Here is a 16293-nt window from a genome sequence, read left to right as displayed (position 1 = left end):
AAGAGGAATTATGCGGATCACCGTGCTGGGCGCGGGTTCTTGGGGCACCACTGTCGCGTCGGTGCTCACCCGCCGCGATCACGAGTCGCTGATCTGGGCGCGGAACGAGGCCGCGGCCGAGGAGATCAACGCCAAGCACACCAACGAGCGCTATCTCGAGGGCTTCCCGCTGCCGGACCGGCTCCGCGCCACCGCCGACCTGGCCGAGGCGGCCGCACACGCGGAACTGCTCGTGGTCGGCGTGCCCACGGGGGCGTTCCGCGAGACCCTGGAGCGGGTACGGCCGGACCTGCACCCGTGGATCCCGGTGGTGAGCCTCAGCAAGGGCCTCGAACGCGACTCGCTGCTCCGGATGACCGAGGTGATCAAGCAGGTGCTGCCGGGGCACCCGGCGGCCGCGCTCACCGGCCCCAACCTGGCCAAGGAGATCATGGCCGGCATGGCGGCGGCCACGGTGATCGCCACGGAGGACCTGACCGTCGCCGCCGAGATCCAGCGGGTGTTCCGCCGGGGCCTGCTGCGCGTCTACACCAACCACGACGTGATCGGCTGCGAGATCGGCGGAGCGCTGAAGAACGTCGTGGCCATCGCCACCGGCATCGCGCAGGGCCTGGGCGTCGGCGACAACACCCGGGCCGGGGTGATCTCCCGCGGCCTGGCCGAGCTGACCAGGCTGGCGGTGGCGCTGGGCGGCGAGCCGAGCACGCTGGCCGGGCTGGCCGGCATGGGCGACCTGGTGGCGACGTGCATCAGCCCGCACAGCCGCAACCGGTACGTCGGCGAGCAGCTGGGCCGTGGCCGGAGCCTGGACGACATCCTGGCCGAGATGGGCCAGGTCGCCGAGGGCGTCAAGACCGTACACGCGGCGGTCCAGCTGGCCGACCGCCACGACCTGGCCATGCCCATCACCCGCACGATCCACCGCGTCGTCACCGGCGACATGACGGCCGAACGCGCCTACGAGGGCCTGCTCCGCACCCACCCGGCCGGCCACGAGTCCGAGCCCGGCTGACCCCCGGCAAGGTCATCGCCGTACTGCTGCCAGGTGCCGGTGGTCTGGGTCGCTACTCGCCCTTGGTTGCCAAGGGACTGATCCGTCTCAAAGCGACGACGACGGCTGACCTTGACCGACTGCCGTCATATGACGTTCCTGCTGACGCCTCGCCGCTCGATCTGCTGCTGGAGGCCCGGGCCGAGGACGATCGATGATCTGTCGGCGACTATCCCCATCTCATGCGTGACCTCGTCAACGGCTTCACGGAAATTCTTCTTACCGAGGAAGTCCGCGACGCGGCAGCCCATCTGCCGGGTGCCCTTCGGACGCTTGACGCTATCCATGTGGCCGGTGCCCAGGCTCTCGGCGATGCGCTGGACACGCTCATCACATACGACAAACGGATGCTCGATGTCGCGCGGGGGGAGGGAGTGCCGGCCGAGGCGCCGGGGCTCGTCTGACCGATGCCGGCCGGATGGTGGTGTTTCGGGGGACTGCGTATTCGGTTTCGGGATTGTTAACACGGTGGATCGACGAACTCGCTATCGATCACGGCTGTCGTAGCGTCATCAGCACTTCAGGCCTCTGAACGAGTCGAGGTGTTCCGTTGACGCAATCCCCCTTCGGCCGGTCCGTGCCGCTCATCGTGGCGGCCGTGACCGCGCTGGCCGTGACCCCGGCGGCGCCCGCCCACGCGCAAGCAGCAGCACCCGGTCCGCAGCGCACCGCGGGTCCGGCCGGTACGACGATCACGCTGATCACCGGTGACAAGGTCACCGTCCGGCCCGGTGTCACCACCGTGCAGGGGCCCGGCGGCGAGCAGGTCGGCGCGCACATCACCACCGTCGGGCCGGACACCTACGTCTACCCGGAGAGCGCCCTGCCCTACGTCGGCGCCGGGCTGCTCGACAAGCGCCTGTTCAATGTGACCTACCTGCTGCGCGAGGGCTACGGCGACGCCGCCACCGTCCGGCTGCCGGTCATCCTCGGGTACGCGAACTCGGCCGCCAAGCGCGGCGCCGGCGCGCTGCCCGAGGGCGGCACCGAAGTGCGCGCCCTGCCCAGCATCAACGGCAGCGCGGTGAGCGCCGACCGCGACCAGGACTTCTGGACCTCGCTGACCAGCGCCCCGGCAGCCGCGAAGGCGAAAGCGAAGACCCCCTCCTTCGCCCACGGCATCACCAAGGTGTGGCTGGACGGCAAGGTGCACGCCGCCCTGGCCGACAGCGTGGCCCAGATCGGCGCCCCGGAAGTCTGGGCCGGTGGGAACACCGGCCAGGGCGTCGACGTCGCCGTCCTGGACACCGGCGTCGACGCCGGGCACCCCGATCTGGCCGGCCGGATCGAGTCGAGCCAGAGCTTCGTGCCGGGTGAGGACGTCACCGACGGGCACGGCCACGGTACGCATGTCGCCTCCACCATCGCCGGGACCGGCGCCGCCTCCGGCGGCACGGAGAAGGGTGTCGCGCCGGGCGCCGACCTCGAGATCGGCAAGGTGCTCGACAACGGCGGGTCCGGTCAGGACTCCTGGATCATCAGTGGCATGGAGTGGGCCGCGCGCGAGCGCAAGGCCAAGGTCGTCAGCATGAGCCTGGGCGGTGACCCCACCGACGGCACCGACCCGATGAGTGCGGCCGTCAACGAGCTCAGCGCCGAGACCGGGGCGCTGTTCGTCATCGCCGCCGGCAACAGCGGGCCGGTCGAGACCACCGTCGGATCGCCCGGCGCGGCCGACGCCGCCCTGACCGTGGGCGCGGTCGACGGCGACGACCACCTCGCCGACTTCTCCAGCCGGGGCCCGCGACTGGTCGACGGCGCGCTCAAGCCCGAGATCACCGCGCCCGGCGTCGGCATTCTGGCCGCCCGGTCGCAGTACGCCTCCGAGGGCGAGGGCCTCTACCAGACGATGAGCGGCACCTCGATGGCCACGCCGCACGTGGCCGGCGCCGCCGTCCTGCTCGCCGCCCAGCACCCCGGCTGGACCGGTGCGCAGCTCAAGGACGCCCTGGTCAGCACGGCCAGACAGACACCCGACTACAGCCCGTACGAGGCCGGCAGCGGACGTCTCGACATCGCCGCCACCACCAAGGCGACGGTGTTCGCCACCGCCACCGCCTACCTCGGCATCCACCCCGCCGAGGACGAGCCGTCGGGCACCGTCGAGCGCCAGATCACGTACACCAACACCGGCGCCACCGCCGCCGCGCTGGACCTGGCCGTGCAGGGCGACCTCAAGGACGCCGAGCTCTCGGCGTCGCGGGTGACCGTGCCGGCCAACGGCACCGCCTCCGTCACCGTCTCCGCCGACCTGGGCCGCGCACAGCCGAAGGGCCGCTTCACCGGCAGCGTCGTCGCCACCGGCGCCGGCGGCGGCCGCGTGGCCGACACGGTCATCGGCATCAGCACCGAGGATCAGCCCCGGCACCTGAGGGTCACGCCCACCGGCCGCGGCGGCGAGCCCATGCCCGGCGAGATCATGATGCTGCGCGAGGGCGACCCGGCGGGCTCCTTCTACAACTTCCTCACCCTCGACGGCAGCCCGATCGACGTGCTCGTGCCGGACGGCCGCTACGCGGTGTGGATGTGGGGCGACGTCGAGGGCGGCCACGGCCCCAACTCCCGCGGCATGGCCCTGGTCAGCGCGCCCACCGTCGTCGTCGAGAAGGACACCGCCGTCGAGCTGAAGGCCGCCGCCACCCGCGAGGTCCAGGCCATCACCCCCAAGGCGTCGGCGACCGCCGAGCTCCGCCTCGATTTCCACCGCGAGCTGGGCGACACGGCCAAGGCCACCGACTCCTTCATCATTCCCCGCTACTACGACAGCGTCTGGGTCACGCCGGGCCAGAAGGCCCGGGACGGCAAGATGTCGGTGACCGCCCGCTGGCGCAAGACCGAGCCGGTCCTGTCGCTGGGCGACTCCTTCGACGACTTGCTCGTGCTGCCCGGTTCGACCGTGCCGGCCGAGGGCACGCGGCAGCTGGCGGCGGTCTTCGCCGGCAACGGCACCACCGCCGACTTCGCCAGGGTCGACGTCAAGGACCGGATCGCCGTCGTACGCCGTGCCGACCTCGACGATCAGGTGACGGCGGCCGAGAAGGCGGGGGCCGCGGCGCTCGCCATCGTCAACACCGAGGCCGGGCGCTACTACGACGCCACCTCGAAGACGAAGCTGGCCGTGGTGTCGCTGACCAAGGACGGCGGCGAGCGCCTGATCGCCCAGCTCGCCCAGGGCAAGGTCAGCCTGCGGGTCACCGCCGACCCGACCACCGACTACCTGTACGACCTGGTCCGCTACTGGCCGGGCGCCGTGCCGAAGTCGGTCACCTACCGCCCGTCGGAGCGGGAGCTGGCCCGGGTCGACGTCGACTTCCAGAGCACGTCGGGCCGGGAGATCTCCGAGAAGCGGTTCGACTACAACCCGGACCTGCCGGTGAAGGTGGGCTCCACGGCGCTGATGCGGTCCGAGCGGTTCCGGACGGACTGGGTCACCGCGCAGGACGGCGTCACGTGGTCGACCGACATGGACGACCGGTACTCGTTCCAGGTCGGCGGCACCACCACCTACCGGGCGGGCAGCCGGACCGGCGAGACGTGGCTGGGCGCGATCCAGCGCCCGCGGATCAACGACGGGGTCACCCTCCCGTACCGGGACGGCGGCCGGATCGTGGCCGAGATCCCGGGCTGGGGCGACTCCGGCGCGAACCACGCCGGTGTGGCCTTCCCCGAGGGCGGCGAGATGACGGCGACCCTGTCGCAGGGCGCCAAGGTGCTCGAGCAGAACTCGTACAACTGGATCGACAGCAACTCCGGCCTGAGCCCCCAGCGTCTCCCGTACCGCCTGGTCACCACGACCAAGCGGGACACGACGTCCTACCCGTACTCGTCGCTGACCCGGACGACGTGGGACTTCTTCTCGGACGCGAAGACGGCCCGCCTGCCGCTCATCCAGCTCGATTACCAGGTGGACACGGACATCGCGCACCAGGCCTCCCGGTCGGCCGCGATCACCGTGGTGCCGTCCCACCTGAGCGGCGGCCCGAGCACCAAGGCCATCAGGACGGTCACGCTTGACGTGTCGTACGACGATGGCGCCACCTGGACGCACGAGCGGCTGCACCAGACGAGGGACGGCTGGACGGCCGACCTGCGGGCACCGAGGAAAGCCCAGCACGTGACGCTCAGGACCGGCGCCAAGGACGCGTACGGCAACAGCGTCGAACAGACGATCACCAGGGCCTTCGGCCTGAAGTGACCGGCCGGCCGGGCCGCGGCATCCCCCCGTCGCGGCCCGGCCCCTCGAACGTTCGGGGGAGATCTTCTCCACTTCGGACGCACTAGTGTCGGGCGCGTGACGCGGGAAGCGCTTTACGTGCGGGCCACCGCCGCGGTCGCCGCCGCCGGCACCGCCTGGTGTGTGGCCTATCTCGGCGCCGGCATCGGCGCCGAGACGACCGCGTACGTCTTCGTCCCGGTCGGCGGTGCCCTCGCGACCGCGTCGCTCTACCACCTGACCCGCCGGAACCCGTTCTGGCGGGCCGTTTTCGTCTCCATCGGCCTGATCACCGTCGGGTACGGCTGGCTGGCCGTGGACTCGCTGGCCCACGCCGACGAGGTGCGTACCCGGGCCATGCCGACCCCGGCCGCGGCCGTCGCCGCCCTGGGCTTCCTGATCGCGATGGCTGCCCTGGCCCGGGTGCCGGTCGCCCCGGCCGGCGTCACCGAGCGGTGGCCCATGGTGCTCGACCGGATGATCGCCTTCCTCGGCTGCGCGGCCGTGCTGTGGTACATCGGCCTGGCCCCCATGCTGACCGCCCGCGAATCGCTGAGCCGGCAGGCGACCGTGCTGGTCGGGCTGGGCCTGCTCATCGCGGTCGGCGCGGCCACGAAAGCCTCGTACATCGCCGGCGGCCCGGTCGACCGCGTGGCGATCCGCTTCATCGCGGCCGCCGGTGGCGTGCCCGCCGCCGCCACGGCCGTCCTGGCCGTGCGGTTCGGCCTGATCGCCAGCGTCCCGGCCCAGGCGATCGTGCTGCCCCTGGCCCCGCTGCTCATCACCCTCGGCGTGGCCGCGCAGACCCGCGCCGACCACGGCCTTCGCCCGCCCGCGCGGGTCGGGGTGCTCCTTCCGTACCTGGCAATGATCTTGGTCGATGTGCCGTTGATCGCGGTCGCGCTCGGGGAACCGCTGCGCTGGCCGGTGCGGGTCGCCCTGATCGCCGCCGTCGCGGTGACCGGCCTGGTGATGGTGCGGCTCTACCTGACGTCCCGCGAGAACACCCGCCTGCTGCGCAACGCGAAGGCCCAGGAGGAGCGGTTGCAGTACGAGGTGAGCCACGACGGGCTGACCGCCCTGGGCAACCGCGCGCTGTTCCGGGACCGGCTGGCCGACGCGCTGACCACCACCGGCCGGGCCTCGGTGCTGCTGATCGACCTGGACGACTTCAAGACGGTGAACGACCTGCTCGGCCACGGCGTCGGCGACCACCTGCTGGTCTCGGTGGCCCGGCTGCTGGAGGCCGAGGTGGGCGGCGACGGCCTGCCGGTCCGGGTCGGCGGCGACGAGTTCGCGGTGCTGACCTGCTCCGGCGCCGAACCCGAAGAGCTGGCCGTGCGCCTGCTGCGAGCCCTGGCCCACCCGATCAGCGAACACCGGCTGCTGGTCCAGGCCAGCATCGGCATCGCGACCGCCGCACCCGGCGCGACCGTCGACTCGGTCCTGCGCGAGGCCGACGTGGCCATGTACACGGCCAAACAGCAGGGCAAGGCCGGTTTCGTGCGCTACGTGGACGGCCTCGGCGAGCCGGTGCTGGCCCACATGCAACTCGGCGGCGAGCTCCGCCGAGCCTTGGACAACAACGAGTTCCGGGTGGTCTACCAGCCGATCATGCGCCTCGACGGCACCCGTCTGTTCGGCGTCGAGGCGCTGCTGCGGTGGCACCACCCGACGCGGGGCGAGGTGGCTCCGGCCGAGTTCATCCCGGCCGCCGAGCGCACCGGCCTGATCGTGCCCCTGGGCCGTTTCGTGCTGCGGGAGACCTGCCGCCAGGCCGCCGAGTGGCTGGCCGAGTTCGGCCCCGACGCCCCGCGCGAGGCGGGCCTGAACGTCTCGGCCCGCCAGCTGCACGACCCGGACTTCGTGGCCGACGTGGCCGAGGCCCTGTCCGACAGCGGCCTGCCCTGCGAACGCCTCGTCCTGGAGGTCACCGAGTCGGCGGTCCTGCGCGGTCAGCAGGTCTCCCGCGCCCTCCACGAGCTGGACCGCATGGGCATCCGCCTGGCCCTCGACGACTTCGGCACCGGCGAGTCCTCGCTGAGCCTGCTGCGCGCCTTCCCGGCCGCCATCGTCAAGCTGGACAAGTCCTTCGTCGACGGCATCGAGATCGACGACGGCCACCCGGCGGCGGCCGGCGCCCGCCAGGCGGTGGCCCGGGCGGTCATCCAGCTGGCCCACGCCCTCGGCCTCGACACGGTGGCCGAGGGCATCGAGAGCCCGGAACAGGTGACGACGCTCCGCGAGCTCGGCTACACGCTGGGCCAGGGCTACCACCTGGCCCACCCCATGCCCGCGGCCGAGGTCTCCCGCCTGCTGGCCCATCAACAGTCGGCCGGCTCAGGCCGCCTCGGCGGCGCCCGGTGACGACCTGTCCACATGAGAATCGGCCGGCATGACCGACTCTCAGTTCGACACCGGTGTCCCGCACTCGGCCCGGGTCTGGAACCACTGGCTGGGCGGCACGGACAACTTCCCGGTCGACCGGCAGGTGGGTGACCAGTTCGCGGAGTTCTACCCGGACATCACGGTGGTGGCGCGGTCGTCCTGCGCGAGGTCGACGAGTTCGGCGCGGTCGCCCGCAAACCCTGAGCCTCCGTCAGCCCGGCAGGGCCGGGCGGCCGGGCGCCTCGGGGGCGAGTTCCCGGGCGGTGACGGCCTGGTCCAGTTGAGCGGCCAGGCTCGGGATGGTGCTGGAGGTCAGGTAGGTCTCGGCGCCCGCGTCGAGCATGCGCCGGATCGGGCCCAGGTAACGGACTCCGAGGTCGTCGTCCTCGATTTCGGTGACGACGACGCGGGCCTGGGGGAACGTCGACCGGAGACAGCCGATGAGCTGCGGGCTGATCGGCGGCACCAGCAGCACGTCGGCCGTCTCCGGCGCGTCGTGCATGTCGACCACGATGTAGCCGGCACCGAGCCGTTCGGAGAGTGCCGCCCGAGCCTGCTCCGGCAGTTTCATCGCGGTGGCGACAACGGTCACGTCGTCCCGGCCGGCCGGGAGCGGTTCGATCTCGGGCCGGCGCGGCACGACGACATTTCCGGTGATCGTCCCGATCGGTGCGCCGGCTCGCATGACGACCAGCTCTTCGCCCGGCCGCAGGGCCTCGATGAGTTCGACGACATCGCCGGGAAGACTGGCCGCATCGATGTTCATCCGGCGAGCATACGAACGGGACGCTAGCGGAGGCGGCCGCGGCGCCACTGCCAGTGGTGGCCGGCTGTCAGGTGGTCGATGACGGCTCGCTGGAGGACGGTGTCGCGGGGGAGCTGGTCCAGCGGTGTGGTCAGCGTGCGGAAGACGAAGCGGCGGGTCTCGACGTCGGCGTCCAGGCCCTCCGGTTCCTCGTACGGCAAAATCTCGAATCGCCGCTGGAAGCGGGCGATGTTGGAGTCGGCCGGCAGGTAGTCCAGCAGCTGCGGGTCGAGAAGCCAGGAACCGCAGGTGAAGCCCTCGTAGTACTCCTCGGGGAAGTGGCGCGGGAAGAACGCTCGAGCCTCGTCGAGCGACGCGTCGATCGCGGCCGGGGTGAGCGGGCCGGCCTCGGGGATGTGCAGGTCGATGGTGGTGTCGCCGCGCTGGTACTGCAGGCGGCCGAGCTCGTAGAGGCCGCCGCGCACGTGCAGGGTCAGCCAGCTCTGCATGACCGGCCAGCCCTCGCCCCTCATCCGCCGGTCGACGGCCAGGTTGCGGCCCAGGTCGGCCAGGGTCGCCCGGGTGACCTCGCCGGGAATGCCACGGTCGCGGTGGTACGCCGTCACGACGTCGACCAGGGCAAGGTAGACGTAGACGAAGTACCGGGGCAGGGCCGGCCCGGGCGCCAGCCAGCCGTAACCGCCCAGGTCGGCCCGGACCAGCGCGGTCGACCGGTCGAGCAGCCAGCGCAGCTCCGGGGTCCACAGTGGCGAGTCCGCCCCGGGCCAGCCGGCCTGGATCTCGGCGGCGTCGTCGGCCCGTACCGCCAACCGCTCGAGAATCGCGGGCGCCGCGCTGACGGGCGGCACCTCGGCCGACGGCCGGTCACCGGCGAGGCGGTGCACCCGCTCGATCTCCCCGGCCGGCACCCCGAGCCGCGCCGCGATGTGTTCCAGCTCCACGACGGACGACCCTATCGCTACCGTGGCGGTGTCGCTCGTCCAGCGCTGGGAGGCGTCCCGTGAAGCTCCTGCTCACCTCCGGTGGGGTCACCAATCCAAGCATTCGAGCGGCTCTCGTACGCCTTCTCGGCAAGCCGGTCGAGGAAAGCCACGCCCTGGTCATCCCGACCGCGCAGTGGGGCCACCCGATGTGCGGCCCGCAGTCCGTGCGGGGCCTCGCCGTCGGCTTCGAGCACCTGACCGGGCTGGGCTGGGCGTGCTGGAGCTGACCGCGCTGCCGACGGCCTCGGCAACCCGTCCTACGCCGTCGACGAGCAGACGGCCATCCAGGTCGTCGACGGCGTGGTCGAGGTGATCTCCGAGGGCGAGTGGGCGAAGTTTCAGTAGAAGATGAGCCAGCCCAGCCCGAGGATCAGGTCACAGCCGTACACATAAGCCAGTATGAAGGCGAAGGTGGACTCCCCCATGGCGACCGTCCACGCGGCGGCCTCGCCCGCCTTGACCAGGAAGACGCCGGCGAGCAGGAGCCACAAGATCCTGGCCCACCCGAGAGTCAGCAGCGGACCGTCCAGATCCTGGTAGACCGCGATCCCGACCAGGACCGGCGGCACCAGACCAGCGAGAAGGATCAGCACGTACACGGCGGCGACCGCCATCTCGCCCGGCCCGAGGGCGCCGGGCCGGCGCCGGCTCACGACCCGCTCGCCGCGAACCGGGCGTCGACGGCATCGCTGAGTTTCCCTGTCATCGCCCCACCGTAATGGTCAACGGCAAGCTGTAGCGCCGCTCCGGTTCGGCGCCGAGCAGGAACCGGACCGTCATCGACGAGGTCGCCGGCCGGTACTCGCTGCGCCACAGGGTGACGGCCTGACCCTCGGCCGTCTCCTCGGCCCGGACCAGGTCCAGGGCGGCGTGCACCCCGTCGCTCACCCGGCGTTCGAGAAGGCGAAGGCGAGCGTGACTGTGGTCCTCCCGATCGGCGGCGGGTGTCGACAGGAGATGGTTGGTGACGATCAGCGGCTCGGCCCCGGCGTCGACGATGTGCTCGGCGTTGTCACCTTCCCGCTCCCAGACGAAGGCGTCACCCGTGGCGTCGGCGACCAGGAAGTGGCACGTGCTGTAGCGGGTGTAGTGCTTGGCGCCCAGCAGCGCCTCGCGGGCCTCCTCGGCCGTACGGCACCGATCCAGCAGGAACCTCGGCACCTGGGCCTCGTCGAGGCCGGCTTGCGGTGCGTTGGTGGCCGGACGGTGTCGCCCTGGCCGTCGGCGAGCTCGACCACGCACAAGCCGGCCTCGTTGATCCCTTCCAGGCAGCCGCCCAGGTTGTTGCCGGTGATCGCCACGGAGGAGAGGCCCCGGTCCGGGTGCATCTCGACCACGTACGGCCGGGCCAGGGCGGGAAGTCGCCAGCCGGCGAGAGGCGGTTCGGTCTCGATGACGGAGGCGTGAATGTCGAAGTTCCGTACGACGGTGGGCGGCGACCACACCGCCGAGCATCCGCCGTTCAGCGGCAGCCCGTTCAGCTCGTCCACGCACAGCGACGGATCCTCGCCGTCCACGCCGAAGGCGTCGGCCATGCCCCGGGAGCGCTCATGGTGTTCGGGCCAGTTCGCCTCGAACCACCCCCGCCGGGCCCGCCCCAGCACGGGCGCCACGCGGCGCGGTGCGGACCCGTACGTCCCGATCGCGGCCCGGGCCAACGCGAAGCCCATCTCGGCCTGGCTGCCCCGCACGATCAGATGCGAGGCGACAGCGAAGTCACCCGGTACGCCGGCGATTCTCACAGAGCGCACCATAGGGCCCGGGGACGACGACCGGACACGCGCCCTGGCGCAAGGCCGCGGCGGCCGATACGGAGGGGCGCTACCAGTCCCGCCAGTCGTCGGTGAGCTCGGCCCGGTCGATTCCCCGGCGGGCGGTCAGGGCGGCCACGTCCACGCCGGCCGCGGTCAGAACCTGGTCGACGTACTCGCAGAGATCTTCGCGCTCGCCGGTCTCGATGTGGCCGTCGTCGGCGTCGTTCAGGGCCTCGACGACGCGCTCGACAGCAGCCCACACGTCGGTGTCCGGGGCGGAGCCCAGGCCCGCGGCCTCCCGTTCGAAGGCCACGAGCGCCGCCTCGACCGCGGCCGTGAAGTCGGGCGGCCACAGTTCGGCCGCCCAGGGGTTCTCACCGGCTTCCGCTTCGCGGCGCCAGCGGTCAGTCGGTCTCGTGATCATGGGGACGAGGATAGCGGCGGCGGCTCACCAGCAGGGCCAGGACGGCCAGGCCGGCGGCGACCAGCAATCCACCCAGGACGAACGGCAACGGGCCGCTGCCCTCGTCGCTGACCGTCTTGAGGATCAGGGGTGCCGCCGAGGAGGCGCTGACCGCCGGCTCGGCGCTCTCGTCCGCGGCCACGGTTTCGGTCGCGGTGGGGGAGGGCGACGGCGGGGTCGTGGCCGGCGCGGCCACGGCGGCCAGGGTCAGCCGCACGCTCGCCGTCTCACCGGCGGCGCCCTGAACGGTCGTCCGGCCGGTGCGATAGCCGTCCCGCGCCCCGACGACCGTGATCCGGCCCTTGGCGATCGCCTTGCCGGTGCTCGACTTGACGGAGAACCGGCCGTTGCGGTCGCTCGTCGCCCGGTACTCGTGTCCCGCGCTGTCCCGCACGGTCAGGGCCACGCCCCGGAGCGCCTTGCCCTCGGCGTCGCGCACTCGGCCCGACACCGCGTCCACCATGGACGGCTTCTCGGGTGCGGACGTGCCGCCGACGTAGACCATCTTGTAGTCGTAGCTGTTCTGCCCGCCCAGCCGTACGGCAACCGAGATGTTGAGACCCGAGGTCTCGCCCGGGCTCACCGGGGGCGCGACGACAGTGGCCTGGAAGTCCTGGCTTTGGCCGGCCTTCAGGTTCGGCTCGGCCCGGCAGCCGGTCGCGCAGGGCAGGCCGCCGCCGACCACCACGATGGCCGTCTCGGCTCGGCTCCCGGTGTTCGTGACGCGGAACCGGACCCGCACCTTGGCCCCGGGCTGCACGTTTTCCGCCGACACGCTGAGAATGCTGATCGGCGCCGGTGCGGCCGTCGCCGGTGCCGCGGACACCGCGAGCGTTCCCCCGGTCAGCGCGATGAACGCCGCGGCCATCGCCGTTCGGGTGTGCCGGCGTGCCGTCACTTCCCACCACCTCGTCCGCGCGGTAGAGCGACATCGGTCGATGACGCCGCCGGACACTATGCCACGGCGTGAGCGTTCTGCTTATGCGGGCGAGGTTCCCGGCCATTGACTGGCACGACGACTCGACGTGGGCGCCCGCGCTTGTGGGCGTGCGTTCCGCGTACATCACCTTCCATCCCGACCTCGGGCTGCCCGGCGCGGCCGAGATCGTGGGCACCTTCGCCAGGACAGCGGCCGGGGCCGGCGTCGAGCAGTTGGTGCTGCTCTCCGGCCGTGGGGGGCCGCTCGCCCGGCGGGCCGAGCGGAACGTGCGGGCGGCCGGTACCGGCTGGACGATCGTGACCTGCTCCTGGTTCATGCCGAACTTCAGCGAGGACTTCCTGGTCGAGGCCGTTCGCGGCGGCCGACCTGAGCCGGGCCACCGGCCGCCCGGTCAAATACACGCCCATTTCCCATTCCGAGTACGGGGTGGTGCTGCGCGACGCCGGTCTGCCGGTCGAACTGGGCGACATGTTCCGCCACATCCGCGACGGCCGTAACGTGCGCACGGCCGACGGCGTACGACAGGCACTCGGCCGTACGCCGCGGGACTTCAGCGCGTACGCCGACCGGTGTGCGGCCGCCGGCGTCTGGGATCCGGCCGGGTAGCCTGCCGTTCATGCAGCCCACCTCGAAGCTGGAACGCCGCGTGGTGACCGCCGCTGAGAAGGCCTTGGAGCGGCAGCGGTACGTCAGCCCGCTCGACGTGCTCACCGGGCTGGGCTGGCTGCCGCCGGGCCAGGTCACCGAGTGGCGCCAGGGCCGGGCCCCGGTTCTGGAGGCGGTGGCGGCGGTGTCGAGCGACCGGATCGCCGACGCCCTCGAGATCTTCCACCGCTGGGTCCGCGGTCGCGGCTTGCAGCCGAGCCAGGTCGAGTACGTGGCGGCCACCCGCGACCGCCGCCGGTTGCGCTTCACCGAGGCGGGCGACGAGACGGCGTACCGCACCCATTGGATGGCCGCCGAGCTGACCGAGAAGCAGCGCGACCGGATCGCCGCCCGCCAGAGCAAGGCGCCCGACCTGGTCGTGGTGTTGCCGGCCCGCGAGTTCACCTGCACGGCCTGCGCGCAGACTGGTGCCGACATGCTGATGATGGAGGACGGCGGCCCGATCTGCCTGACCTGTGCCGACCTGGACCATCTGGAGTTCCTGCCGGCCGGCGACGCCGCCCTGACCCGCCGGGCCAAGGCGGCCAGCCGCCTCTCGGCCGTGGTGGTCCGGTTCAACCGTTCCCGCAAGCGCGACGAGCGCCAGGGCCTGCTGGTCGAACGTTCCGCCATCGACCAGGCCGAACAGCAGTGCCTCTCGGACGAGGACGCCCGGGCCCGCCGCCGCCCGCTCCCTCGACCCCGACGCGGTCACCCGGGCGGTGGTCGCCTCGATCCGCCACGAGGACACCCCGTACGACGACCTGCTGATGTCCGGCGTCCCCCGCGAGGAGGCACGCACCCGAATCCGCCCCGCCATCGACCGGATCCTGGAAAAGTGGAGAACCGATGAGTGACCGTTCACCGAACGCCTCGTTCGGAAGTCTTCTCCGCGGTCACCGGCACGCCGCCGGACTCAGCCTGGCCGAACTCGCCGCCGCGTCCGGGGTCAGCGTCCGCGGCATCGGTGACATGGAGCGCGGCCGCAGCCGGCGCCCACAGACCCGGACCGTGCTGGCCCTGGCCGAAGCGTTAGGGCTGGACGAGGCCGCCCGCCGCCGGCTGACCGCCGCGGTCCGGGGCGGCGCCGAACCGGCCGCCGGTGGCCTGCCGGCCGGAGCGGGTGACTTCACCGGCCGGGACGCCGAGATGGCGGCCATCGCCCGGTACGCCGCCGGCACGGACGCGGCCGTCGTGGTGGTGGCCGGACCGGCCGGGACGGGCAAGACCACCCTCGCCGTCGAGGCCGGCCGGCGGCTCGGCGACCTGTTCCCCGACGGCGTGCACTTCGCCGACCTGCGGGGGATGGACGTGCACCCGCCCGGCAGCGGCCGGCTGCTGGCCGAGTTGCTCACCGGCCTGGGTGTGCCCGAGCGCGGGATACCCGCGGGCACCGAAGCGCGCGCCGAGCTGTTGAGATCGACCCTGGCCGGCAAACGAGCCCTGATCGTGCTCGACAACGCCGCCGGCGAGCAGCAGGTGCGGCCGCTCCTGCCCCGGACCGGTGGTTCGGTCACGCTGATCACCGCCCGCCGGCCGTTGGCCGGCCTCGAAGCGGTTCACCGCGTCCACCTGGACACCTTCGACGAGCAGGAGGCGATCGCCATGCTCGACGTCATCCTCGGGCACGAGACGGACCGGGACGACGTCCGCGCGGTGACCGAACTCTGCGGGCGCCTGCCGCTCGCCCTGCGCATCGCGGGCAACCGGGCCGCGGGCGGAAACTTGCGGGAGCTGGCCGGCCGTCTCGGCGACGAACGGGCCCGCCTGGCCCACCTGAGCCCGGACGATCAGGGGGTGGCGGCCGCCTTCCAGCTCTCCTACCGGCAGCTCGGTCCCGCCGCGGCCCGGGTGTTCCGCCGGCTCACGCTGGTGCCCGGCGCCGACGCGGGCCTCGAACTGGCCACCACGCTCGCCGGGCTGTCCCCGGACGACACCGAGGACGCCCTGGACGAGCTGGTCGACCTCGGCCTCCTGCACGTCTCGGCAGCGTTGCGCTACGGCTTCCACGACCTGGTCCGGCTCTTCGCCGGCCGGCAGCTGACCGCCGAGGAGGACGGGCTCCCGGAGCTGACCGCGGCGATGGTCACCTGGCTCCTGGACGTCGCCGGCAAAGCCGGTGGGTTCTTCTCCGAGTCGGCCACCGAGGCGGACGCGGTGGCCGCGGCCGGTGCCCTCACCGGCATCCGGTTCGGCCGCACCGCCGACGCCGAGGCGTGGCTGCGTGCCGAGGGCGCCAACTGGCTCGGGGCCATGGCCCTCGCCGAGCGGGCCGGCCGCCATCGCGAGGTGCTGGACACGGCCGAGGCGATGCACTGGTTCTCCGACCGCTGGCCCTACTGGGGCCACTGGGGTGAGGTCTTCGAGCGGGGGCGGCGGGCGGCGGCCGCTCTCGGTGACCGGGTGATGGAGGCGACCCAGATCAACTACCTGTCCTGGGTGGCGGCCAACCTGGACCAACAGCCGGCCCGAGCGGCCGATCTGGCCTGGGAGGCGAGCGCGATCGCCGAGGCGGCCGGCGACCTCGTCCAGCAGGCCTGGTCGCAGTTCTACGTGTCCGGCGCCGAAGGTCACCAGCGCCGGTGGGCCGAGGCGTCGGCGGCGGCCGACCGCGCGGCCACTCTGTTTCTCGAGCACGGCGACGCGGCCGGCGCCTGCACCTCGCTCAATCAGGCGGCCTTCGGGCAGATCGCGCTGGGCCGGCCCCGGGAAGCTCTCGAGCGGGTCGACCGGGCCCTGGCGATCATCGACAGCGCCGAGCTGACGAACCCGAACATCGCCGCGATCCTGCGACTCGACAGCGGCCGGGCGCGCGGGCGGATCCTGACCATGCTGGAGCGGTACGACGAGGCGATCGACCTGCTGCAGGGTGTCGCCGAGCAGTCGCGGGACATGGGAGCCGGCATGTACGACACGGTCGTCACCGATGTGGCACGCGCCCAGATCGGCGCCGGCCGCACCGACGAGGCGAAGGCGAACCTCCGCCTCGCCATCGAACTGGCCGACAAGACCGGCGGAACCGACCGCTCCGCGCGCTACCGCGAGTTGCTGGCCGACCTCGGCTGAGCGCGCCCCTCCCTCAGGTGAACA

General features: G+C 72.4%; 13 protein-coding genes and 2 pseudogenes. 9 read left to right on the top strand and 6 right to left on the bottom strand.

Annotated features, from left to right (window positions below):
• Positions 1–10: 10 nt before the first annotated feature.
• The 5 genes and pseudogenes from AB0C26_RS23670 to AB0C26_RS23650 all read left to right on the top strand — a co-directional run.
• Complete coding sequence (locus AB0C26_RS23670; RefSeq protein WP_360251206.1) at positions 11–1012, top strand: NAD(P)H-dependent glycerol-3-phosphate dehydrogenase; 1002 nt, start codon at positions 11–13, stop codon at positions 1010–1012.
• A 221-nt stretch (positions 1013–1233) separates the two neighbouring features.
• Positions 1234–1455, top strand: a complete 222-nt coding sequence (locus AB0C26_RS23665) for a hypothetical protein (RefSeq protein WP_360251203.1) — start codon at positions 1234–1236, stop codon at positions 1453–1455.
• Positions 1456–1601: 146 nt separating this feature from the next.
• On the top strand, positions 1602–5246 hold the full coding sequence (locus AB0C26_RS23660) for a S8 family serine peptidase (protein ID WP_360251200.1): 3645 nt from the start codon (positions 1602–1604) through the stop codon (positions 5244–5246).
• 96 nt (positions 5247–5342) lie between these two features.
• Positions 5343–7631 (top strand): bifunctional diguanylate cyclase/phosphodiesterase, encoded by a 2289-nt coding sequence (locus tag AB0C26_RS23655; RefSeq protein WP_360251198.1) that lies wholly within the window; start codon positions 5343–5345, stop codon positions 7629–7631.
• Positions 7632–7659: 28 nt separating this feature from the next.
• Positions 7660–7812: pseudogene (locus AB0C26_RS23650) on the top strand (SAM-dependent methyltransferase); the annotation flags it as partial.
• A 51-nt stretch (positions 7813–7863) separates the two neighbouring features.
• Here the strand turns inward: AB0C26_RS23650 and AB0C26_RS23645 are convergent.
• Entirely contained in the window at positions 7864–8418 is a 555-nt protein-coding gene (locus AB0C26_RS23645) for a hypothetical protein (protein WP_360251670.1), read from the bottom strand.
• A gap of 23 nt (positions 8419–8441) precedes the next feature.
• A complete protein-coding gene (locus tag AB0C26_RS23640; protein WP_360251195.1) occupies positions 8442–9359 on the bottom strand; it encodes an acyltransferase domain-containing protein in 918 nt (305 codons plus the stop codon).
• Positions 9360–9418: 59 nt separating this feature from the next.
• Here AB0C26_RS23640 and AB0C26_RS23635 point away from each other — a divergent pair, with 59 nt between their 5' ends.
• Positions 9419–9628 (top strand): hypothetical protein, encoded by a 210-nt coding sequence (locus AB0C26_RS23635; protein ID WP_360251192.1) that lies wholly within the window; start codon positions 9419–9421, stop codon positions 9626–9628.
• Between the two features lie 111 nt (positions 9629–9739).
• Here the strand turns inward: AB0C26_RS23635 and AB0C26_RS23630 are convergent, their stop codons facing one another.
• From AB0C26_RS23630 to AB0C26_RS23615, 4 genes are all read right to left on the bottom strand, one after another.
• A complete protein-coding gene (locus tag AB0C26_RS23630) occupies positions 9740–10054 on the bottom strand; it encodes a hypothetical protein (protein WP_360251190.1) in 315 nt (104 codons plus the stop codon).
• A 49-nt stretch (positions 10055–10103) separates the two neighbouring features.
• Positions 10104–10562, bottom strand: a complete 459-nt coding sequence (locus tag AB0C26_RS23625) for a carcinine hydrolase/isopenicillin-N N-acyltransferase family protein (protein WP_360251187.1) — start codon at positions 10560–10562, stop codon at positions 10104–10106.
• A 660-nt stretch (positions 10563–11222) separates the two neighbouring features.
• Positions 11223–11579, bottom strand: a complete 357-nt coding sequence (locus tag AB0C26_RS23620; RefSeq protein ID WP_360251184.1) for a hypothetical protein — start codon at positions 11577–11579, stop codon at positions 11223–11225.
• Entirely contained in the window at positions 11560–12516 is a 957-nt protein-coding gene (locus AB0C26_RS23615; protein WP_360251181.1) for a carboxypeptidase-like regulatory domain-containing protein, read from the bottom strand. Before AB0C26_RS23615 ends, AB0C26_RS23620 begins: the two co-directional genes overlap by 20 nt.
• Before the next feature lie 468 nt (positions 12517–12984).
• Here AB0C26_RS23615 and AB0C26_RS23610 point away from each other — a divergent pair, with 468 nt between their 5' ends.
• From AB0C26_RS23610 to AB0C26_RS23600, 3 genes and pseudogenes are all read left to right on the top strand, one after another.
• Positions 12985–13164 carry a hypothetical protein gene (locus tag AB0C26_RS23610; RefSeq protein WP_360251178.1) on the top strand — a complete coding sequence of 60 codons (180 nt, stop codon included), beginning with the start codon at positions 12985–12987 and terminating at the stop codon, positions 13162–13164.
• Positions 13165–13919: 755 nt separating this feature from the next.
• Positions 13920–14060 (top strand): annotated as a pseudogene (locus AB0C26_RS23605) (DUF2293 domain-containing protein); the annotation flags it as partial.
• Positions 14053–16269, top strand: coding sequence for a helix-turn-helix transcriptional regulator (locus AB0C26_RS23600; protein WP_360251175.1), 2217 nt, complete (start codon positions 14053–14055; stop codon positions 16267–16269). The pseudogene AB0C26_RS23605 and the gene AB0C26_RS23600, both read left to right, overlap by 8 nt.
• Positions 16270–16293: the final 24 nt, after the last annotated feature.

Origin of the sequence: Actinoplanes sp. NPDC048796, from assembly GCF_040650035.1 — a bacterium.
Taxonomy (GTDB): domain Bacteria; phylum Actinomycetota; class Actinomycetes; order Mycobacteriales; family Micromonosporaceae; genus Actinoplanes.
This window is presented reverse-complemented; position numbering and strand designations above follow the sequence as displayed.

Excerpts from the sequence above, each read along its gene's own strand:
- AB0C26_RS23600 (WP_360251175.1), top strand. The coding sequence starts at position 14,053 with ATGAGTGACCGTTCACCGAACGCCTCGTTCGGAAGTCTTCTCCGCGGT.
- AB0C26_RS23670 (WP_360251206.1), top strand. The coding sequence starts at position 11 with ATGCGGATCACCGTGCTGGGCGCGGGTTCTTGGGGCACCACTGTCGCG.
- AB0C26_RS23620 (WP_360251184.1), bottom strand. The coding sequence starts at position 11,579 with ATGATCACGAGACCGACTGACCGCTGGCGCCGCGAAGCGGAAGCCGGT.
- AB0C26_RS23665 (WP_360251203.1), top strand. The coding sequence starts at position 1,234 with ATGCGTGACCTCGTCAACGGCTTCACGGAAATTCTTCTTACCGAGGAA.
- AB0C26_RS23645 (WP_360251670.1), bottom strand. The coding sequence starts at position 8,418 with ATGAACATCGATGCGGCCAGTCTTCCCGGCGATGTCGTCGAACTCATC.